Source organism: Oscillospiraceae bacterium (genome assembly GCA_025757685.1).
Lineage (GTDB): Bacteria > Bacillota > Clostridia > Oscillospirales > Acutalibacteraceae > CAG-217.
The window spans coordinates 14,565-33,888 of the sequence record CP107220.1 but is presented as its reverse complement, the minus strand read 5'-3'; the positions used below and the strand labels follow the sequence as shown (position 1 = coordinate 33,888).

The 19,324-nt window shown below is 46.5% G+C and carries 22 protein-coding genes; 6 read left to right on the top strand and 16 right to left on the bottom strand.

What is annotated here, in order from left to right; all coding sequences use genetic code 11:
- Positions 1-29 precede the first annotated feature (29 nt).
- The 6 genes from OGM59_00145 to OGM59_00120 form a co-directional block, all read right to left on the bottom strand.
- Positions 30-452, bottom strand: a complete 423-nt coding sequence (locus OGM59_00145) for a GNAT family N-acetyltransferase (GenBank protein UYI90918.1) — start codon at positions 450-452, stop codon at positions 30-32.
- On the bottom strand, positions 452-997 hold the full coding sequence (gene rfbC / locus OGM59_00140) for a dTDP-4-dehydrorhamnose 3,5-epimerase (protein ID UYI90917.1): 546 nt from the start codon (positions 995-997) through the stop codon (positions 452-454). Before rfbC ends, OGM59_00145 begins: the two co-directional genes overlap by 1 nt.
- Positions 994-1,848: a dTDP-4-dehydrorhamnose reductase gene (gene rfbD / locus OGM59_00135; protein ID UYI90916.1), complete on the bottom strand. Its 855-nt coding sequence runs from the start codon at positions 1,846-1,848 to the stop codon at positions 994-996. Before rfbD ends, rfbC begins: the two co-directional genes overlap by 4 nt.
- Positions 1,849-2,877, bottom strand: a complete 1,029-nt coding sequence (gene rfbB, locus OGM59_00130) for a dTDP-glucose 4,6-dehydratase (GenBank protein ID UYI90915.1) — start codon at positions 2,875-2,877, stop codon at positions 1,849-1,851.
- A 9-nt stretch (positions 2,878-2,886) separates the two neighbouring features.
- The gene (rfbA, locus tag OGM59_00125) at positions 2,887-3,774 is read right to left on the bottom strand and encodes a glucose-1-phosphate thymidylyltransferase RfbA (protein UYI90914.1); all 888 of its coding nucleotides are present in this window, start codon (positions 3,772-3,774) and stop codon (positions 2,887-2,889) included.
- 152 nt (positions 3,775-3,926) lie between these two features.
- Positions 3,927-5,075, bottom strand: a complete 1,149-nt coding sequence (locus OGM59_00120) for an Ig-like domain-containing protein (protein UYI90913.1) — start codon at positions 5,073-5,075, stop codon at positions 3,927-3,929.
- 131 nt (positions 5,076-5,206) lie between these two features.
- Here OGM59_00120 and OGM59_00115 point away from each other — a divergent pair, with 131 nt between their 5' ends.
- The 3 genes from OGM59_00115 (at position 5,207) to OGM59_00105 (ending at position 6,873) form a co-directional block, all read left to right on the top strand.
- A complete protein-coding gene (locus OGM59_00115) occupies positions 5,207-5,443 on the top strand; it encodes a helix-turn-helix domain-containing protein (protein UYI90912.1) in 237 nt (78 codons plus the stop codon).
- A 113-nt stretch (positions 5,444-5,556) separates the two neighbouring features.
- The gene (locus tag OGM59_00110; protein UYI90911.1) at positions 5,557-6,474 is read left to right on the top strand and encodes a DMT family transporter; all 918 of its coding nucleotides are present in this window, start codon (positions 5,557-5,559) and stop codon (positions 6,472-6,474) included.
- A gap of 72 nt (positions 6,475-6,546) precedes the next feature.
- Positions 6,547-6,873, top strand: a complete 327-nt coding sequence (locus OGM59_00105; GenBank protein UYI90910.1) for a hypothetical protein — start codon at positions 6,547-6,549, stop codon at positions 6,871-6,873.
- A 322-nt stretch (positions 6,874-7,195) separates the two neighbouring features.
- Here OGM59_00105 and OGM59_00100 read toward each other — a convergent pair whose 3' ends face one another.
- Entirely contained in the window at positions 7,196-8,203 is a 1,008-nt protein-coding gene (locus OGM59_00100) for a hypothetical protein (GenBank protein UYI91779.1), read from the bottom strand.
- A 272-nt stretch (positions 8,204-8,475) separates the two neighbouring features.
- Here OGM59_00100 and OGM59_00095 point away from each other — a divergent pair, with 272 nt between their 5' ends.
- Entirely contained in the window at positions 8,476-8,616 is a 141-nt protein-coding gene (locus tag OGM59_00095) for an IS3 family transposase (protein ID UYI91776.1), read from the top strand.
- A 48-nt stretch (positions 8,617-8,664) separates the two neighbouring features.
- Here the strand turns inward: OGM59_00095 and OGM59_00090 are convergent, their stop codons facing one another.
- From OGM59_00090 to OGM59_00080, 3 genes are read right to left on the bottom strand one after another with little or no spacing between them, the layout of a single operon-like run.
- Positions 8,665-9,627, bottom strand: coding sequence for a TlpA family protein disulfide reductase (locus OGM59_00090; GenBank protein ID UYI90909.1), 963 nt, complete (start codon positions 9,625-9,627; stop codon positions 8,665-8,667).
- A gap of 5 nt (positions 9,628-9,632) precedes the next feature.
- Positions 9,633-10,586 (bottom strand): 4Fe-4S binding protein, encoded by a 954-nt coding sequence (locus OGM59_00085; protein UYI90908.1) that lies wholly within the window; start codon positions 10,584-10,586, stop codon positions 9,633-9,635.
- The gene (locus tag OGM59_00080; GenBank protein ID UYI90907.1) at positions 10,579-10,743 is read right to left on the bottom strand and encodes a CD1871A family CXXC motif-containing protein; all 165 of its coding nucleotides are present in this window, start codon (positions 10,741-10,743) and stop codon (positions 10,579-10,581) included. The genes OGM59_00085 and OGM59_00080 overlap by 8 nt, the downstream gene beginning before the upstream one ends.
- A 123-nt stretch (positions 10,744-10,866) precedes the next feature.
- Between OGM59_00080 and OGM59_00075 the strand changes: the two genes are divergently transcribed.
- Together OGM59_00075 and OGM59_00070 are read left to right on the top strand one after the other, a co-directional pair.
- Positions 10,867-11,541: a response regulator transcription factor gene (locus tag OGM59_00075; protein UYI90906.1), complete on the top strand. Its 675-nt coding sequence runs from the start codon at positions 10,867-10,869 to the stop codon at positions 11,539-11,541.
- Positions 11,538-12,680 carry an ATP-binding protein gene (locus OGM59_00070; GenBank protein ID UYI90905.1) on the top strand — a complete coding sequence of 381 codons (1,143 nt, stop codon included), beginning with the start codon at positions 11,538-11,540 and terminating at the stop codon, positions 12,678-12,680. Before OGM59_00075 ends, OGM59_00070 begins: the two co-directional genes overlap by 4 nt.
- Positions 12,681-13,186: 506 nt before the next feature.
- Here OGM59_00070 and OGM59_00065 read toward each other — a convergent pair.
- The 6 genes from OGM59_00065 to guaA all read right to left on the bottom strand — a co-directional run bounded on the left by OGM59_00065 (position 13,187) and on the right by guaA (position 19,298).
- Entirely contained in the window at positions 13,187-14,785 is a 1,599-nt protein-coding gene (locus tag OGM59_00065) for a hypothetical protein (protein ID UYI90904.1), read from the bottom strand.
- Between the two features lies 1 nt (position 14,786).
- A complete protein-coding gene (locus OGM59_00060) occupies positions 14,787-15,509 on the bottom strand; it encodes a hypothetical protein (protein ID UYI90903.1) in 723 nt (240 codons plus the stop codon).
- A 64-nt stretch (positions 15,510-15,573) separates the two neighbouring features.
- A complete protein-coding gene (locus OGM59_00055; protein UYI90902.1) occupies positions 15,574-16,677 on the bottom strand; it encodes a hypothetical protein in 1,104 nt (367 codons plus the stop codon).
- Positions 16,643-16,945, bottom strand: coding sequence for a hypothetical protein (locus OGM59_00050; GenBank protein ID UYI90901.1), 303 nt, complete (start codon positions 16,943-16,945; stop codon positions 16,643-16,645). The genes OGM59_00055 and OGM59_00050 overlap by 35 nt, the downstream gene beginning before the upstream one ends.
- A gap of 111 nt (positions 16,946-17,056) precedes the next feature.
- Positions 17,057-17,362, bottom strand: a complete 306-nt coding sequence (locus tag OGM59_00045; GenBank protein UYI90900.1) for a TnpV protein — start codon at positions 17,360-17,362, stop codon at positions 17,057-17,059.
- A 409-nt stretch (positions 17,363-17,771) separates the two neighbouring features.
- Positions 17,772-19,298, bottom strand: a complete 1,527-nt coding sequence (guaA, locus tag OGM59_00040; GenBank protein UYI90899.1) for a glutamine-hydrolyzing GMP synthase — start codon at positions 19,296-19,298, stop codon at positions 17,772-17,774.
- Positions 19,299-19,324 lie beyond the last annotated feature (26 nt).

The window sequence follows — 19,324 nt, the reverse complement described above, 5'->3', positions numbered from 1 at the left end:
GTAATTGCCCGACGGCGTTGTTTTTTTTATTACAGTTCCTTAACCATACGAATGTGGGGGCAAAACTCGTCCAGATAGACCTCCCCCACCGAGGTAAAACCGCACTTTTCGTAAAAAGGCTGTACCCGGCACTGGGCAGACACCTCAATGCCCGCAGCGCCCCGGCGGCGTAGTTCCGCCTCTGCCAAGTCCATCATTCGCCGCCCTAAGTGCAGCTGGCGGGCGGACTGGATCACCGCCACCCGGCCAATATGCCAGCGGGTGCCGCCGTCCTCCGTAAAGGCACGCAAAGTGCCCACCGGCCGGCCGTCTGCAAACAGCAGCAGGTGCAGGGCGTGGCGGTCAATGGCGTCAAATTCCTCCTGAAAGCCCTGCTCCTCCACAAAAACCGCCTGGCGAATGGCCGCGGCCTCCGGGGGCAAAGCGTCATAAAATGCGTGGGTAAATTCCATTACTTCAAATACTCCCAATGCTTGTCTTTTTCGCTTAGCTGCAAGGTCATACCCGGGGGAATGGGCCATTCCACGCCGATCTTGGGATCGTCCCAGGGAATGCCGCCCTCATCGTCCGGGTGAAAAAAGTCCGTTACCTTGTAGCAGAATTCCGCTCGCTGGGACAGCACCAAAAAACCGTGGGCAAACCCGGCAGGGATCAAAAACTGCTTTTTGTTCTCCGCAGAGAGCACCTCGCCGTGCCACCGCAAATACGTATCACTGCCCGGTCGCAGGTCCACCGCCACATCAAATACCGTGCCGCTGACCACCCGCACCAGCTTGGTCTGGGGATAGCGCAGCTGGCGGTGCAGCCCCCGCAGCACGCCGTAGGTGCTGCCGGACTGGTTGTCCTGGACAAAATCATAATGAAAGCCCAGGCTCTCCATATCCCGCTGATTGTAGGTCTCCATAAAATAGCCACGGTCGTCGCCGTGCACCGTCGGGGTGAGCACTGCCAGCCCGGCAATGCCGCCCACATTCTGCTGTGCCTGCATTTGGATCATACCTTTTCTTCCTCCAATGCCTGTAAATACCGCGCCAGTGCGTCTTGCCACTCCGGCAAGGGGGTGAGGCCCGCTGCCGCCAAGGCGCTGCAATCCAGCCGGCTGTTCAGCGGTCGCCGAGCCGCCGTGGGGTACGCTGCGGTAGAGATCGGCTCCAATTCTATCTCTTTGCCGGCAAGGTCAAAAATCCGCCGGGCAAAGTCGTACCAGCTCACCGGTTGACCGCTGCCGGCGGCGTGGAACACACCCTGTGCGTTTTGCTCTGCCATTTGGCAAATGAGCCGGGCCAAATCCACCGTATAGGTGGGGCAGCCGATCTGGTCGTCCACTACCGACAGGCGGGTACGGCGCTCTGCCAGGCGCAGCATGGTCTTTACAAAATTGTTGCCGTGCAGGCCAAACACCCAGCTGATCCGCAAGATGGCGTGGCGGGGCACCGCCTGCGCCGCCTGCTCGCCCAGCAGCTTGCTGCGACCGTACACATTCAGGGGCGCCGGGCGCTCCGTCACCGGATGGGGCACCGTGCCGCTGCCGTCAAACACATAATCCGTAGACGGGTACAGCAGCCCGCAGCCTGCTGCCGCGCAGGCGTGAGCCACATATTCCGTGCCCGCTGCATTAACAGCCATACAAATTTTCTCTTCCGTCTCTGCCCGATCCACCGCCGTGTAGGCCGCGCAGTGCACCACCCAGTCCGGGCGGTAGTCGCCGATGGCAGACTCCACCTGCGCCGGGTGGGTAATATCCAGTTCCGTATGATCGGGGGCCCATACCTGCCAACCCTTGGCCGCGGCTGCCTGTGCCACATCCGTACCCAGCTGGCCGCTGCCCCCTGTTACTAAAATTCGCATTTATTCGCCTAACCGCTCTCTGTACATGGCCTGAAAATAATTTTGATATTCGCCGCTGAGAATGTGGCTCCACCAATCCCGGTGGGTCAGATACCACTCTACCGTGCGACGCAGCCCGGTGTCAAAATCCGTCTCCGGCTGCCAGCCCAGCTCTCGGTGAATTTTCGTAGGATCAATGGCATAACGCCGATCGTGACCCGGCCGGTCGGTGACGAAAGTGATCAGACTTTCCGGCTTGCCCAAAGCGGCCAGCACCGCCTGCACCACCTGCAAGTTGGTGCGCTCATTATGCCCGCCGATGTTATACACTTCTCCCGCCGTGCCTCGGCGCAAAATCAGGTCAATGGCGGCGCAGTGATCCTCCACATACAGCCAGTCCCGCACATTCTCGCCGGTGCCGTACACCGGCAGGCTTTGATCTGCCAGCGCCCGGGTGATCATTAAGGGAATCAACTTCTCCGGGAAGTGGTAGGGGCCGTAGTTGTTGGAGCACCGGCTTACCGTGACCGGCAACCCGTAGGTGCGGGCGTAGGCCAGCACCAGCAGATCCGCCCCCGCCTTGGAGGCAGAATAGGGGCTGGAGGTGTGGATGGGCGTTTCTTCCGTAAAGAACAGATCCGGCCGATCCAGGGGCAGATCGCCGTACACCTCATCGGTGGACACCTGGTGATACCGGGTGACTCCGTGACGGCGGCAGGCGTCCAGCAATACCCCGGTGCCCAGCACATTGGTCTTTAAGAACAGATCCGGCTGGGTAATGGAGCGGTCCACATGGCTCTCCGCCGCAAAGTTTACTACATAATCCGGTTTCTCCTGCAAAAACAGGCGCTCCACCGCCTGCGCATCGGCAATATCCCCCTGCACAAAGCGGAAGTTGGGGTTCTCCATCACATCCGCCAGGGTCTCCAAATTGCCCGCATAGGTCAGCTTGTCCAGGCAGACCACCCGATCCTCCGGGTGGTGGGTCAGTTGGTAAAATATAAAGTTGGCACCGATAAACCCGGCACCGCCGGTCACAAGTACAGTCATCCTCGCACCTCAGTATTGTATTTCGCCCCGCACCACCGCCTGCAAGTAGGCGCCGTATGCGGATTTGCCATAGGTCTTGGCCGCTGCCGCCAAATCATCGGCGGTGATCCAGCCGTTAATATAGGCCACTTCCTCCGGGGAGGAGATCTCCACCCCCTGCTGGTGCTGAATCGTACGCACAAAGTTGCCGGCCTCTAACAGGCTGTCCGTGGTGCCGGTATCCAGCCAGGCGTAGCCCCGCCCCAGCAGTTTTACATCCAGATCCCCCGCCTGTAAGTACAGCCGATTCAGATCGGTGATTTCCAGCTCTCCCCGGGCGGAGGGGGTCAGTCCTTCGGCGTAGTCCACGCACCGATTGTCATAGAAATACAGCCCGGTGACCGCATAATTGCTCTTGGGCACCGCCGGCTTCTCCTCCAGCGACACCACCCGGTTCTCCCGGTCGAACTCCACAATGCCAAAGCGCCCCGGGTCCTCTACATGATAGCCGAACACGGTGGCGCGATGATTTTGCTCTGCGTTCTCTACCGCGCTTTGCAGCAGCCGCCTCAGCCCGGCGCCGTAAAAGATATTGTCCCCCAGCACCATACAGCAGCAGTCGTCACCAATAAAGTCCGCACCCAGGATAAAGGCCTGGGCCAGCCCATCCGGGGAGGGCTGTTCCTTGTAGCTGAGCCGCAGACCGAACCGGGCGCCGTCCCCCAAGAGAGACTGAAATCGGGGCAGATCCCGGGGCGTGCTGATAATGAGAATATCCCGCACCCCCGCCAACATCAGCGTGGTCAGCGGATAGTAGATCATAGGCTTATCATACACCGGCAGCAGCTGCTTGGAGGTGATCTGGGTCAGCGGATACAACCGGGTGCCGCTGCCCCCTGCCAAAATTATACCTTTCATACCATTCCCCTTCCCGGCCCGCGCCGTCTGTCTATTTTTTATACCTATTATAACTCTACCATACCCCGGCTGAAAATGCAATAAAAACGGCTACTGCACAAAAAGGAAAAGCCCCCTTGCACGGCTGTGCAAAGGGGCTCGGAACAGCAAAATCAATAATTCGTTGTATTGATGTAAGTAACGATAATATGATCGGGTGTGTTATTGTAAAATGCTACCGCAAGCATAACCAAATCATTTGTGTCCTCATTTATAAACGAGTAATAATACAAGCCATCTTCATCCCGCTTATCGTCTTCTCTATAGAATTCATATCCATAATCCTGCAATATATCGTAGTAATCATTCAACCAATCGGCGCTTTGACTGACCACCGCATCATAAGAATAAACACAGAATACTGTATCGCCATCTCCTTTATTGTCGTAGTCAACCAGCGGCACATTAAAGTACGCACCAAAGTCCGGTACATTGTAATTCTCCGGGTAATACTCCGGCACTGTTACTTTGCAGCTGATCCGGTCGTCTGCGGTTTTGGCCGTAATGGTGCACTGACCGGAGCCGTTGGCGCTGATCTCGCCGGAGCGGTTCACCACCGCCACGGTAGGATCGCTGGTCTGCCAGGTGATCTTTTTATCCGTGCCGGTGCACTTTAATTTGTAACCCTCACCGTTAAAGAGGGTGATTTTGTAGGCGTTCAGGCTCAGCCCGGTTTTGGTGGTGACGGAGGAAGCCTTTGACCAGCTGCTGTAATAGTTGGTCTTGCCCACTTTCTTATAGGTGCGCACCCGCACATAGTATTTTTTAATGGGTTTGCCGTTTACTTTCAGCGAGGTGGTGGAATTCTTGCTTACGGTCTTGCTGCCGGCGGATTTGAAGCTTCTGTTCTCTGCATACTGCACCTGATAGCCGGTGGTTTGGGTGGCCTGCTTCTTCCACTTAACGGTAAAGGACTTTTTACCGGCGGACACAGAGGAGACGGCAGTCCCCTTGGGCACGATCTTAAAGCTGGCGCTCTTAGTGCCCTTGTACTTACCCTTGAATTTGACCTTAACCGTATAAGTGCCCACATTTTTTCTGCCGGAGGGGTACTTGACCGTGTAATACTTGGCGGCGATCTTTTTGCCCTTCTTGTCCTTGGCGGTCACCTTAGGCTTCTTCACCTTGCCGTCGTAGGTGTAAGTGGTGGTAGACAGCGACACGCTCTTGGCCGTAGTGGCGGCATAGGCGGTGATCTGCACGGCGCCTACCATACAGACGGCCATCATCAGCGCCAAAAGAATACTGATTTTTCTTTTCATTTGCATTTCCTTCTTTCTGTTGTTCTTTCTGGTTCCGCATAATTGCACCTATACAGGTGCAATCTTAGAATAGCACAAAGATACAATAAAGTCAACGCAAATTGTTCTTAAATAGGTGCAAGAGGTTGACCATGAATATTGAATTTGAAAAGCAGATGGGGCGGAATATCCGCCATATTCGGGAAGAAAAGGGCATGACCCAGGAGCTGCTCTCCGCCAAATTACAGCTGGCCGGGTGCGACATCACCCGCAGCGCCGTGGCCAAGATCGAGGTGGGGCAGCGGCATATTTATCCAGACGAGATCCGCCACATTCGGCAGATTTTGAGCACCACCTATGAAGAATTATTTGAACGGCAGTATAACTGACGCTGCCGGCAGGCGACGGTGCGCGTTTGTTGACTTTTGGCGGCGGCTATTATACAATAATCCGGCAAAAACAAAGGATGATCTGCGGCTGTGTGCCGAGAACGGAGAACAAAATGGGCCGAGCCTCTGTGTTTGAAAATCGAAAATGGGTGCCCCTGTTTGCCGGCAGCGCGGCGCTAAGCTGGGCCTGCGCCTTTCCCCTGATCAAGCTGGGTTTGGCGGACTTTGGCATCGCCGGCACAGACACCGGCGGCAAGGCACTGTTCGCCGGAGCGCGGTTCTTGCTGGCCGGTCTGGTGGTGCTGGCGGTAGCCAAGCTGTGCGGCCGCTCCTTTGCGGTGCCCCGGGGCAAGACACGGTGGCAGCTGGTGCTCTTTGGTCTGGTCAACACGGCGCTGCACTACTTTTTCTTTTATCTGGGCGTATCCAATTCCCCCGGCGGCCGGGCGTCTATCCTGGACAGCCTGGGCACTTTCCTGCTGATTATCGCAGCCGCGGTGATGTTCCGGGAAAAGCTCACCCTACGGTCGATTTTCGGCTGCCTGTTGGGGTTCTCCGGCATTGTGCTCATCAACCTGGGCAGCACCGCCGGGCAGTTCACCCTCTCCGGCGACGGTATGCTGCTGTGCAGCAGTGTGTGCGCCATGGCAGGTGGACTGCTGACCCGGGTGGTCACCCGCAAAATGGACCCGCTGGTGGCTACCGGCCATTCCCTGGCACTGGGCGGCGCGCTGCTGATCCCTGCCGGGCTGCTGATGGGCGCCCACCCGGTGGGTGTACACCCCAAGGGACTGCTGATCCTGGCGGCGCTGGTGGCAGTGTCTGCCGTGGGTTTTTCGTTTTACAACCAACTGCTGCGCTACCACCCGGTGGGGCAGATTGCCATTTATAACGCCTTTATTCCGGTACTGGGGGTGGTACTCTCCTGCCTGCTGCTGGGGGAGCCTTTCTCCTGGCGCTATCTGCTGTCCGGCGCGCTGGTTACCATCGGGATCTGCGCCGTAAATTTGCCCGGCAAAGGCAAGAATTGACAGCTAATGCCAGGTATGGTATGCTATGGGTGCAGAGTTCTGCACATTTTTTAAGAAAAGAGGAAGTACCAAATGGACCAATACAATCAGCAAAACCCGAACCCTCAGGGCAATTATCAACAACCCTATCAGCCACCCTATCAACCGGCGCCCCCGGCCTATGATCCCACCACCCAGGTGATGAGCATTGGCCAGTATGTGGGTATGTTCATTCTCTCCGCCCTGCCGGTGGTGAATTTGATCTGCTGGATCGTGTGGCTGTGCAGCCCCAACACCAATAAGAACAAAAAGAACTTTATTTGGGCCAACATTATTGTGTGGGTCATCTCCGTAGTGGCAATGTCGCTGTTTTATGCCTTCGTCGGCACCGCTGCTCTCGGCGCCCTGTCCTCTCTGTGACCCGGATTAAAATCGTCCTAAGCCGACAAACCCGTTGATGAACAGTCATCAGCGGGTTCTTTTTTGTAGGAAATGGATGAAGTTGGTACCTTTATTCGGCGCTGCGGCACAAACCGTCTAAGCGAAATATCGTCCTCTCCAACCTACTGCTGCTCCGGGACAACCGCGACCATCGAATGGTCAGCCGCCCCGGCGAACTGCCCTTTGCCAATTATAGGAAAATCGACAACGCCACTGGTCTGCTGCCGCTACCGCCGCGCAGACCAAGGTGCGGTTTGACTTGTAACAAAAAGCCACCGATGATCGGTGGCTTTCTGCTTTGCTATTCGTCGTAATCTTCGATTTCCTGTTCTTCCTCTTGTCTCTGTTTTTCCCGGGCTTCCTCTTGCTTGGCTTTGCGGGATTTGATGATCCCTACAGCCAATGCAATCACGGCTGCTGTGGCTAAGGCAATGGCAAGATAAATTAAAATATTCGCTACGGTAGAGCGGTGCGTAGGCGCCACCGCTGCGGTGTATGTACCGTCGGTAAGCACGGCTGTGCCGCCGGTTTGTACTGGCAGTTCTTCCTCCGTATCACCGGTGTTTGCCCCGCCGGTGTACGCAAACTTACTTACTGTTTGGGCGCTGCTTTTCCGTGCGCTTTTGGCCGTGTGGGGCACTGTGCCGGTGTAGGTAAATTTGGTGGTGGTCTCTTTTTTCTTTTTCGTTGTGGTTTGCCGGGTTGGTTGCTTTGTCCCGGCGCGCGCATTGCGACTTGCAGTTGCCTTTTCCGGCAAAGTGTAGTCGAAAGCAGCGCGCTCCAAAAGGCAAATGCCCCGCTCGCCGCAGTTATAATCCAGCCGCACCGTCAACGGCCCACACAGGCTTTTATCCAGCGCAATGGCAAAGTAGGCATTGCCGTCTGCGATGCCGTAACCGCCGCTGTTTTCCAGTATTTCCACCTGCATATTGCAGCCGCTGGCAATGCCGTCGTAGCTTTGCAACGCCTTGTCTGCGCCGGTTGTAAATGTAAATTTCCTAGTGGAGAATTTGGCAGAGGACACCTGCAAATTCAGCGCAACGGCGGCGGTATTCGCCCCCGGTTCCACCTGCTGATCTTGCATACTCACCGCAAAATACAGACAATGATTGTCCGTGTCGGCATAGATTTGGTAATAGCCCATCGCACCATCCGCCCGGAATTCTGTAACCGGCACATTCTGCCAAGGCTCCCGGGTCAGGTAGGCGCTGTCCACCGCCGGCGAAGCTGCATAGGCCGGCACCGCTGCCCACAAAAGCGCCAAAAGCGCCAAAAGCGCTGCCAACACAGCCAAAATCCGCCGACCCATAGTCATACCTCTTCTCTCTCTAAAAAACTTTCTAATCGGTTTTATTCTATCCATTTCTCCCTTTTTCGTCAAGGGATTTGGAGAATTTTTTCTGTTTTTCGCCACAAAAAACAACCACCAGCAATAAATCCACACAAAAAAGGCTCCCGCAAAAGCGGAAGCCTTAAATGCATTATCGTTTTTACCTGCAAGTCATCGGGCGCCATTTATTCCCGATTAAAGAATAAGGCGCAGGCAAGTGGAAGAAGTGATCAACTTTGTTTACAACTCTTTTGTCAAAAAGAATTTTTGCGCAGACTTTTATAGATGAAATTAATAATTATATCATCCGGTATAACACCAAACGTATGAAACAATCTCTGGGATTTATGAGCCCGGTAGAGTACAGACATCGTCTTGGTTTATCTGTTTAAACAGTCCAAGAATATGTCTGCACCCCCGAACCCAGATATTTAAAATCTTTATTTTTTACTGTTTTCAATTGCTTGATCAATAAGTTTATTAAGTTGCTTTGCTTGTGATGATGAAGTTATTGCACCAACAATTGGTTGACCTACAATATTTCCGTTTTTATCAACTACATACGTTGTTGGATATGAATAAAGACCTGAAGCAAATTTACCGGCCTCACTGTTTGAATCAAACCAAACATTTTTGTAGGTAATACCTTTTTTGGTCAAAACATCCTTAGCCTCAGATATAGCAGTCTTGTCACCGCCAAGAGTAAATGAGTTAATACCTATAACGGTACCACCTTTTTGTGCAAGTTCTTTATTAAGCTTTTCCAAATCGCCAAGTTCACCTACACAAGGATTACAAGTAGTAAACCAAAAATTTATAACCGTTACTTTGTTAGATGAGAAGATGTCATCACTGTTAACATCATTTCCGTCAAGGTCCTTACCCTTAAAGCTTGGAAACTTAGTAAGTTTGCTATTGTTACTTACCATACCTGCACTTTCAGCGTCAACACTTTCACCCTCGCTCGGCTTACTGCCACAGCCCGGATATTTTTGTTCTAAAATTGTGAGTTTACCCTCAATTTCTTTAATTTGATTTGCACCGTCTTTAAGAATTTTCAACTCATCTGCAGTAAAGTTATCTTTACCGTTTTCAATAGTATTGAGCAAAAAGTCGCCGTAATTTGTTCCGTCTTCAATCTTAGAAGAGTCCTTATTTGCTGACAAAAACACTTTTTCCCAAAGCTGTGAATTACTTGATAAAATTTCATTTTCTTTTTGCATAAGCTTTTGATAAAGTGCAGTTGCGCCCTCTAAATCGCTTGGTTCACTTTTCATTAAAGATGAAATATCAGCCGTATTATTTGACTTAGATTTGTCGTTATTTTTAGTTGTTGAACAAGCAACAAGGCTAACCATAAGCACTAAAACCATAAGTATAGTTAATATTTTTGATTTTTTCATAATTATTATTCCTCCGTTGTTATATCTTTTTTGTTATTTGTTTTCATATCTGTTTTGTTATTTTCTTTTACAGTGTTGCAAAGATTTTTTTCAGGCATACCAAATCCGTAGTGAAAGCTTAGTGCATCCGTAGGACAAGCAGTTATACACTTACCACAACGAATACATTCAGTGCTGTTTGGTGTTTTTATTACATCAACATCCATTTTACACGCTCTTGCGCATTTGCCACAAGACACGCATTTATGCTCATCAACCTTTATGCCAAGCAACGACACCTTGTTCATCAATGCATAAAAAGCACCGAGTGGACAAATCCACTTGCAAAACGGTCGATAGAAAACCACACTCAGTACAACTACAATAATCAAAATAATAAGCTTTTGAATAAATTTATTTCCTAAAGCCGAGCGTATACCCTCATCAATAGCAGACAATGGAATTGCACCCTCAAGCACACCCTGTGGGCATATATATTTGCAAAAGAACGGGTCGCCCATTCCAACATCATTAACCACAAGTACAGGTAGTAATACAACCGTCAACAGCAAGATGATATATTTTAAATATGTTAAAGGCTTTAGTTTTTTTGTTGAAAGCTTTTTACACGGTATTTTATGAAGCAAATCTTGAATCCATCCAAACGGACACAAAAAGCCACAAATAAATCGACCAAGCAACACGCCAAGCAAAATTAAAAATCCTGTTACATAATAGGAAAACTTAAATTTTGATGAGCCTACAACAGCCTGAAACGAGCCGATTGGACACGCACCCGACGCAGCAGGACAAGAGTAGCAATTTAGCCCCGGTACGCACACAGCCTTGCCATTGCCCTGATATATTCCGCCTTTAAAAAAATTAGGTAAATGAATATTTGTCAAAAGCGTTGCACCTGCCTGAATACAAGTACGAAAACGGCTTACAAGCTTTGAAACATTCTTTTTTCTTTTATCCAATTCCAATACACTCCAAGCATAATCTTATGGCTTTACTAAGCACAGTGTCTGCCTCACCACGCATTGCTCCATAGCACAGCATAACCACTCCGGCAGCAAGGAAACCGATTTGAGATATTGCTTTTTTTACTTTGAACAATTTAACCACTCCCTTCATTTTTGGCCTTATTATATCACGAACGATATAAAATCCTTGTTAAGAAAGAAATTTAACAAAGATTTTATTTTTTTATGTTATAATCTATAATAAAGATATTTTTCCAAGTGACAGGAGATATTTATGCATATTTTAGTTGTTGAAGACGAGGTTGCTCTTTGTGACACAATCGTAAGAAGTCTTAAGCGTCTTGCTTACAGTGTTGATTATTGCTATGACGGTCAAAAGGCATTAGATATGCTTAGTGTTGAAAGTTTCGACCTTGTTGTGCTCGATTTAAACCTACCTAATGTTGACGGAATGACCGTATTGAAAACTCTGAGGCAAACAGACATTGACACAAAGGTTTTAATTTTATCAGCCCGTTGTGAGGTTGCAGACAAGGTTTTAGGATTAGATGAAGGTGCAAATGATTATTTAACAAAACCATTTCACTTAGATGAGCTTTCGGCAAGAATACGAAACCTTACCCTTAGAAAGTTCACTCAAAACGATATTGTTTTAAAATGTTCAAATCTTTCATTTAACACAAAAACACGCAAAGCAGATGTAAAGGATGAAGAATTATCTTTAACTCGCAAGGAAACAGGCATACTTGAATATCTAATGTTGAATCAAGGCAGACCTGTCAGTCAAGAGGAGTTGATTGAACACGTATGGGACAGCAGTGTTGACAATTTCAGCAACTCAATAAGAGTGCATATTTCATCATTAAGAAAAAAGCTTCGTAGTGCATTAGGCTATGACCCTATTCACAACCGTATAAGCGAGGGTTATGTAATGGAGGAGAAAAAGTGAAAAAACTTTCTTTACAATGGCGAATAACCTTAATGACCACCGCTTTAATTTGCATAACTTGTGTGCTGATGAATTGTTTAATCGGTTTTTCAGGCAAACGATATATGGATTCAATAGGCAGCGGAATATCAGCATATAGTGAAATTGATAAAGGCAAACCGAGTTCATTTAATCCGGAAAATGAAAATCTCGACCGTGAGCTTACCATTATTATCAGTGGTGCACAAGCTTCATTCAATACTACTAATTGGTACATAACAATTGCCGTAAGCGTACTTGGTGGTATACTTGCATATTTTGTCAGTGGTCGTGCTTTAAAGTCGCTAAAAAGTTTTGCCTCTCAAGTAGAGAATGTACAGCCCAACAATTTGGCAGATATGAAAATAAGCGCCGATGTTTTGCCTGAATTCAAACAGTTTTGTCAATCCTTTAACAATATGCTTGACCGACTCGACAACGGTTTTACTGCTCAACGGCAATTCACGGGAAATGCAGCGCACGAGTTAAGAACACCACTTGCCTTAACTCAAGCACAAATTGAACTTTTTTCTGTTGAGCACCCAAATATGAGCAACGATACAGCAGAATTTCTTGCACTGCTACAAGAGCAAAACGAAAGAATGTCACAAATGACAAAAACTCTGCTTGAAATGAGTGAGCTTCGTACAGTTGAGTGCAAAGATACAATAGAAATTGCCCCTATGATTGAAGAAATATTTACCGACCTTGCTCCCCTTGCAGAAAAAAAGAATATTCGCCTTGAATACAACGGCAATGGTAGGATGATAGGCAGTGACACCTTAATTTATCGTTTATTATTCAATTTAACTGAAAACGCAATACGCTACAACAGAGAAAACGCTTCTGTCATTATAACTGTTGACGAAAAGAATAATCAGCTTTATATACGAGTTAAAGATAACGGTTATGGTATACCCGAGCAGTACAGAGAAAGTATCTTTCAACCATTTTTCCGTATTGATAAATCTCGTAGCAGAGCATACGGCGGTGTAGGTCTTGGACTATCACTTGTATGGGAAATTGTACTTTTGCACAACGGTACGGTAAAAGCTGAAAAGAGCGACAAAAATGGAACAGTAATGCTTGTAACACTTCCAAAAGAACAAACAAATAATTGATTATTAAGTTTTTTATAAATGTTTTAGATATACTTGATATAAGCATTGCTTGTTCTTAATGAATTTTTTAGTTGGAATTTATTATTGAAATCGCAATTTAAAGTTAGACAGATTATTTTTTCAATTGCGATTTCTAATTTAATAATATAATGAGAGCTATCGGACTTGATGTCTGATAGCTCTTAATCTTTTGTGAATATTTTATTGTTGCCAAACTGTTGCCATTTTGGGTTACAAAACTCTTGAAACCCTTATAAATAGGGCGTTTATCGAGTCAGCGGAGTTACTCCCACTCGTCAAGCGGAAATGCAATCTAAGCTTTTCTGTATAGACCGTTTGATTCCATTTGGCTTAATTTGATACCAATTATCCCAATCCTATGGGGTATCCGACTTTCTGCTATCAAAAAGCTATCAGGGGTTGCTATCAATAGTTGGTTTCGACATTTATATGGGCGATTTAGTAAAAATCATAGCATATATCCACTTGCCTATCGGGAGGCATGATTATCCTAGCAAATACTCACATACAGCTGCAATTCCGGCGTTTTTTATTGTTCTAGCTCGCACATCTGCTATATATTTTGCTTGTTTTAACTTTTCTTCTGGTGCGGAAATTAAATCTCCAATGGTATCAATCGAAATCTCATGCATCTTCTGCTTTTGCCAATCTGTTAGCTCAAGCAAATCTATTGATTTATCCAACTGCTCCTTAAGCGCATCTGTTTCGCTTCCAACGATCTTACCCTGAACCCCTTGATATACAGGATAATTTGCACCATATTCGCTCATTCTTCTAATATCTGATGCTTTGATTATTTTCATGCCTGTTGCTGAAGGAGTTGCTTCAGATGCCAGTAAACACCCGAGATTTACCATGTATCGTGTACCAATCTCACTGCGGGTTGCACGTATTCCAGCAGCGTCTTCATAAATCAGACCAGAATACTCAAGTATTCTCAGAGCCTCTTTAACCTCTTGAGGAGCATTATTATTAATCCAGAAATATGCTGTTGTTCCTTTACCATTACTATTTTCGAGGAAATCATCATTTTTTCTCTTTAATTCTTGAAGTACAGTAGTTTCAAGAAAGTCACGTCCCCATGAAATGAAATCCTTATACCCGGGATATCTGTCTGCTAATTTGGTATGCTCTGCCCAAAGCTTTTCACGATAGTAATCTCTAAAGACTTGATTGACTGACTTTGCATCGATTCTTTCGGCCATAGAAACGCTTGTTAAAAGATATCGGGGATTTCCTGATGCTGCATACGCAAGCAAAGTGAAATTCTCTCCATGTCTTGAAAGATTAGTGGCTAAACTGCTATCACGGATCTGCTTTAATACCATCTGCTTCATGATAGACACATAGTCTGAATCATTTACATTTCTAACTAAAGATACCTTGACAGCATCATGTATTGGCTCGAATGTTTCCCCATAAACGGTTACACCAGGATATACTGCTGCATTACATTTGATATAGGGTGATCTTAAATCTCTAAATAATGTGAAGAACTCTCTTTGCTGCTGTGGTAAAAAAACATGTGCGGCTTCATCGATAAATAGGACGATACGTGAAATATCCAGTTCACCGCATAAATCTTCTACTGTATTTAGAAAATCATCCAAAGACGGGATTTTAGTAACATCGATCAATTCTCCTGGTGTTTTCCAAGACTCCTCAAAGGCTTTTGCAATATCGTCAATTTTGCTCGATTCAGTCGAACTTTCACCCGCCAATAATGATAATCCGCCAGATATAGGGGATAGTTTCCCTGTTTTCTTTAACGCTCTAAGAACTTCGGAACAAATTCGACTGAGCATCCAGTTCTGAAACTGTTCGGGATTTGACGTTTTCAATAGCGAAGCTTTTCTGAACGTTAAAAATACCGGTAAAATTTTTCTCTCAGAGAATTCCTGAAGCATCTGAATTTCGCTCATTTTGAATAGAAATGATTTTCCAACACCTCTACTTCCAATTAACAAAACCGGAGAGGGAGCTTTAAGCTTATCAATAATACTTTGCTCATAATCAGATGCTACATACAATTCTGCTATTTGATGGTTAGTTAATTCTTCAGTTCTAAAAACTAAATCACTCATATTAGTTTACTCCTTCAGGCGAAAGCAATAGTTGAATTTCTGATAATGTTCCCAAGTTATCTGAAATAATTGGCTCAAGTGCAACAATTGTCTCAGGTGTATTAAATATATGTCTAAATCTAATAAATAAAGCCACGCAAATTAGATATTGAATATTTGAAAAATATTCTACATACTGTTCAAAAGCATTTTCGTCGAATAGGAGATTATCGGGCAGTGAACTTAGCTTCTCAAAATTACCATGTACATACTCTGAGCATTCTCTGTATACATTTTTGGCAATTGTAAGGAATTCTACACTTCGTACCTCATCTAAGCTCTCGGCATATACACTAATAAACTGTTTCCCAAATATACCATTCTGATCATCTACAATTTGTGACCACGACATATCATACCGTCCGGTTTGCCAGAGTCTATATTTATAATCATTAGTTGATAGCAATATGGCAAACAGCATATGTTCAAAAAACTGACGCAGAGTTGTTATTGCTTCCTTATAAAATCCTTGAGCGCACATATAAATTGAGTTTATACATTCGGTTTGGGCTTCTTTGACTAAAATATAGTCTTTCACATTATCACAATAAGATACCCACTTATGGAGATCATCAGCAAAAGCGATGCATTTGCTAAGTGCATCAAGTTTTCCTGAAATATTAAGCAAATCTATGTTCTCTTTTGCTCTTTCACAAATTTTCTGCAAGGTTTCGTAATTTGTCATTTCAATCTCTTTCTTTTTATCAATAACTTGGTGGACATTTTGCAATAAACAACTGTCATATTATTCATCTCGGTCCTAAAAAACGATCTCCGTTCAAATGAATCATGTGATCTGGCATATCGGCAATCCAGACCTCTGTTTCCCATGCAAGGGATTCTGAGAACTGCTTGAATGTCTTGAAATCCAGAAATGCCGTAACATATATTTTCCCGGCCGTAACGCCAGTCGTCATTTCCTCGATTTCTTTGATGCGCTTAGGCTCCATCGGCCCAACGGATGTAACCGATTCGATAAAGTATAGCCAATCCTTGTCTTCAGAGTAGAGGACAACATCGGGCATTTTATCGTGAAGCGTAATTGCAAATCCGAGTTCTTGCAGTTTTGCAACATTCTTTACCAAATCCTTTTCTGTAGTATCTCCTACATAAAGGCACTCAGAATTTGGAGCAAAACGTGGAGCGAATTCTTCAATGATAGCCTTTTGAAGTTCGTTATGCTTACCGGGAGAGAATGTAAAGTCATCACCGTTAATCCGAACAGGCATTTTTCTCATTGTTCGTTTAGAAGCATAAAGATCAACCAATGTTTCGTGAGCTTTCAGAAATTTCAGCTTTTCTGATTCCCAACTGTCTGTTCCATCTCTATGGATAAGAGAAAGCATTTCATTTGTTAAACGATATCGATAATTCGGACTATTTGTTGCTTTTCCGTTGTCTTCAATAAAGGCAGCGTTCCTAAAATGGTGCATAGCCTGCTTTCGGAAAGTCTCTCGGCTGTTCTCTGCATATGTAACACCATTCTTTATTTGATATAGCCTATTCAATCCATCTCGTTCCATCAAACTATATTCTTCAATTTCGTATCCTAACGCTTTAATTTGTGACATGGAAATTTTTGTTTCAAGCCACTTTAACAATGTCTTTCTGTCTATTTCTTTAGTAATTGGTTGATCTGATTTTTCTGCAAGGGCGAAAAATATATTTCCTTCATCATCAGAAGATATAGTCAAATCACTGCCGTCATTTTTGAGTATAATATTACCTGTGCCCTGATTGTTTTGGCTGTCATTATATTCAAAGTGTATTTCGTTTTTTGTGATCGCTGCACTTTCGGTTATTTTTACGACTGTGTTCTTAGAAGTTACTATCGTAATTGCAACCCAGTGCAATAATCATATCAAGATTATAATGATCAAGATTACGATTAACCTTTCTGCCACCTTCATTTTGAACTGTCAAGTATTTCTTGACAGTTGAATTTTGACTTAATTCACCATCATTAAAAATATTATTTATGTGAAGGCTGATGTTTTGCTTAGTAGTATTACAAAGTTCTGCAATCTGATTTTGCGTAAGCCAAATATCATCTTCATCAAACCTAACCGAAACTTTTGTAATTCCGTTTTCATCTTGATATATCAACATATTGTTTCCCATATTATCACAACCTTTTCGCTTATTATATCATAGTTTATTGTAATTCTCAATTACAAACTCATTATGCACAATCTCCCTTGCTCTATTTGAAATATTATTCATAGCCTGAACTCAGGCGAGCATATCGGTCGCTTTGAGGTATTCGGTTATATTTTCTTGTTCGGCTAATTTCTTAACGAGTGTATCATACATTTCTGTTGCCCGGACATCTACATCGTGCAAGTATGAATTTAGTTTACATTGAGTAAGCATGGTTGTATAAAACGCCGGTTTATATTGTTTAATATATTCCTTATGTTTTCTGCCCCAATAGCCGATTTCATAATTAGTATCGGTTGATACAAGATTCGGTATATACACATCGCCTACAAGTGTGTAGTTAATGCCCGTGTTTTCGTCGGTAATATACTTTTTCATAAAATTCTCCTTATCTGCATAGGTCATCGTGCCTATGTCTTGTTTTTTGCTTCGTAATAAAGCGTTTTTGTTGCATTGCCTTTTCAGCTTTCATATTGTGTTTGATTTCATCGTTGTCCTCCAAAATATTGGTAGCAACCTTAACTTCTTTTCGTAGCAAAGACAAAATTTTTGTGAAATCATCTCGCTTTGATTTTAGCTCTGCCATAACACTAGGTTGTTTGCAAAAATGAAGAACATAAAACAATCAAAGATATAGAAGAATCATAAAACAAAAAAGAGCTATCGGACTTGATGTCTGATAGCTCTTAATCTTTTGTGAATATTTTATTGTTGCCAAAATGTTGCCATTTTGGGTTGCAAAACTCCCGAATGCCTTATGAATAGGGCGTTTATCGAGGTAGCGGAGTTACTCCCACTCCACCGTACCGGGCGGTTTGGAAGTGATGTCGTAGACCACGCGGTTGACATGCTCCACCTCGTTGGTGATGCGGTTGCTGACAGTAGCCAGGATATCGTAGGGGATGCGCGCCCAATCGGCAGTCATAAAGTCATCCGTGGTAACGGCACGAATGGCCACCAGGTGATCGTAGGTGCGATGATCGCCCATCACGCCCACCGTCTTGACACAGGGCAGCACGCAGAAGAACTGGGCCATCTCTTTCTCGTACCCATTCTTGGCCATCTCGTCCCGCAGGACCCAATCCGCTTCTTGCAGCACCTTGATCTTATCTGCGGTGATCTCGCCCAAGATTCGCACGCCCAGACCGGGGCCGGGGAACGGCTGGCGCCACACCAGCTCCTTGGGAATGCCCAGCATGGTACCCACCTTGCGCACCTCGTCCTTAAACAGGTCGCACAGCGGCTCTACCAAGCCCAGGAACTGCACATCCTCCGGCATCTTTACCTTATTATGATGGGTTTTGATGGTATCCGCATCCCCCTTGCCGGACTCAATGCAGTCCGGATAAATGGTGCCCTGGGCAAAGTAGCCCAGCTCATCCTGGTGGCGGATCTCGTCCCAAAACACATTAAAGAACTCGGTGCCGATGATCTTGCGCTTTTGCTCCGGGTCGGTGACGCCCTTCAGCGCCTGCAAAAAGCGCTCCTGGCAGTTGACCCGCACAAAATTCATATCAAACAAGGAAGTAAAGGTCTTTTCTACAAAATCGCCCTCGTCCTTGCGCATTAAGCCCTGGTCCACAAACACGCAGGTAAGCTGCTTGCCCACCGCGCGAGACAGCAGGCCCGCTGCCACGGAGGAGTCTACACCGCCGGAAAGGCCCAGAATCACCTTTTTGTCACCGATCTGCGCACGCAGCGCAGCTACGGTCTTTTCAATAAAATTATCCATCTGCCAGTCGCCGGAGCAACCGCAAACATCAAACAGGAAATGATGAAGCATTTCCTTGCCATAAGTGGTATGGGTCACCTCCGGGTGGAACTGCACTGCATACAGGCCACGCTCCGGGTTCTCCATCGCCGCACAGGGGCAGTCCGCCGTCTTACCGGTGACGGTAAAGCCCGCCGGAGGCTGGGCGATATAGTCCGTATGGCTCATCCAAACGGTGGAGTCCTGGGGCACATCCCGCAGCACACTGCCGCCCAGCACGGTCAACTTGATCTTGCCGTACTCGGACACCGGCGCCGTCTCTACCTTGCCGCCCAGCATCCATGCCATCAGCTGGCAGCCGTAGCAAATGCCCAGCACCGGCACGCCAAGCTCCAGCACCTCCGGGGTGTAATGGGGCGAGGCCGGGTCATACACGGAATTGGGACCGCCGGTAAAGATAATGCCCTTATAATTTCCCTGCCGAATGGTATCCAGCGAGGTGGTATAAGGCAGAATTTCGGCAAACACGCCGTGATCACGCACACGGCGGGCAATCAGCTGATTGTACTGACCGCCGAAATCCAAAACAAGAATTTTTTCCATACTATTCCTCCAAAGCGCAACGCGCG

What these genes read in the sequence shown, in the direction of transcription:
- OGM59_00145 (UYI90918.1), bottom strand. Translation starts at nt 452, where the DNA reads ATGGAATTTACCCACGCATTTTATGACGCTTTGCCCCCGGAGGCCGCG.
- rfbC (UYI90917.1), bottom strand. Translation starts at nt 997, where the DNA reads ATGATCCAAATGCAGGCACAGCAGAATGTGGGCGGCATTGCCGGGCTG.
- rfbD (UYI90916.1), bottom strand. Translation starts at nt 1,848, where the DNA reads ATGCGAATTTTAGTAACAGGGGGCAGCGGCCAGCTGGGTACGGATGTG.
- rfbB (UYI90915.1), bottom strand. Translation starts at nt 2,877, where the DNA reads ATGACTGTACTTGTGACCGGCGGTGCCGGGTTTATCGGTGCCAACTTT.
- rfbA (UYI90914.1), bottom strand. Translation starts at nt 3,774, where the DNA reads ATGAAAGGTATAATTTTGGCAGGGGGCAGCGGCACCCGGTTGTATCCG.
- OGM59_00120 (UYI90913.1), bottom strand. Translation starts at nt 5,075, where the DNA reads ATGAAAAGAAAAATCAGTATTCTTTTGGCGCTGATGATGGCCGTCTGT.
- OGM59_00115 (UYI90912.1), top strand. Translation starts at nt 5,207, where the DNA reads ATGAATATTGAATTTGAAAAGCAGATGGGGCGGAATATCCGCCATATT.
- OGM59_00110 (UYI90911.1), top strand. Translation starts at nt 5,557, where the DNA reads ATGGGCCGAGCCTCTGTGTTTGAAAATCGAAAATGGGTGCCCCTGTTT.
- OGM59_00105 (UYI90910.1), top strand. Translation starts at nt 6,547, where the DNA reads ATGGACCAATACAATCAGCAAAACCCGAACCCTCAGGGCAATTATCAA.
- OGM59_00100 (UYI91779.1), bottom strand. Translation starts at nt 8,203, where the DNA reads ATGGGTCGGCGGATTTTGGCTGTGTTGGCAGCGCTTTTGGCGCTTTTG.
- OGM59_00090 (UYI90909.1), bottom strand. Translation starts at nt 9,627, where the DNA reads ATGAAAAAATCAAAAATATTAACTATACTTATGGTTTTAGTGCTTATG.
- OGM59_00080 (UYI90907.1), bottom strand. Translation starts at nt 10,743, where the DNA reads ATGAAGGGAGTGGTTAAATTGTTCAAAGTAAAAAAAGCAATATCTCAA.
- OGM59_00075 (UYI90906.1), top strand. Translation starts at nt 10,867, where the DNA reads ATGCATATTTTAGTTGTTGAAGACGAGGTTGCTCTTTGTGACACAATC.
- OGM59_00065 (UYI90904.1), bottom strand. Translation starts at nt 14,785, where the DNA reads ATGAGTGATTTAGTTTTTAGAACTGAAGAATTAACTAACCATCAAATA.
- OGM59_00060 (UYI90903.1), bottom strand. Translation starts at nt 15,509, where the DNA reads ATGACAAATTACGAAACCTTGCAGAAAATTTGTGAAAGAGCAAAAGAG.
- OGM59_00050 (UYI90901.1), bottom strand. Translation starts at nt 16,945, where the DNA reads ATGGGAAACAATATGTTGATATATCAAGATGAAAACGGAATTACAAAA.
- OGM59_00045 (UYI90900.1), bottom strand. Translation starts at nt 17,362, where the DNA reads ATGAAAAAGTATATTACCGACGAAAACACGGGCATTAACTACACACTT.
- guaA (UYI90899.1), bottom strand. Translation starts at nt 19,298, where the DNA reads ATGGAAAAAATTCTTGTTTTGGATTTCGGCGGTCAGTACAATCAGCTG.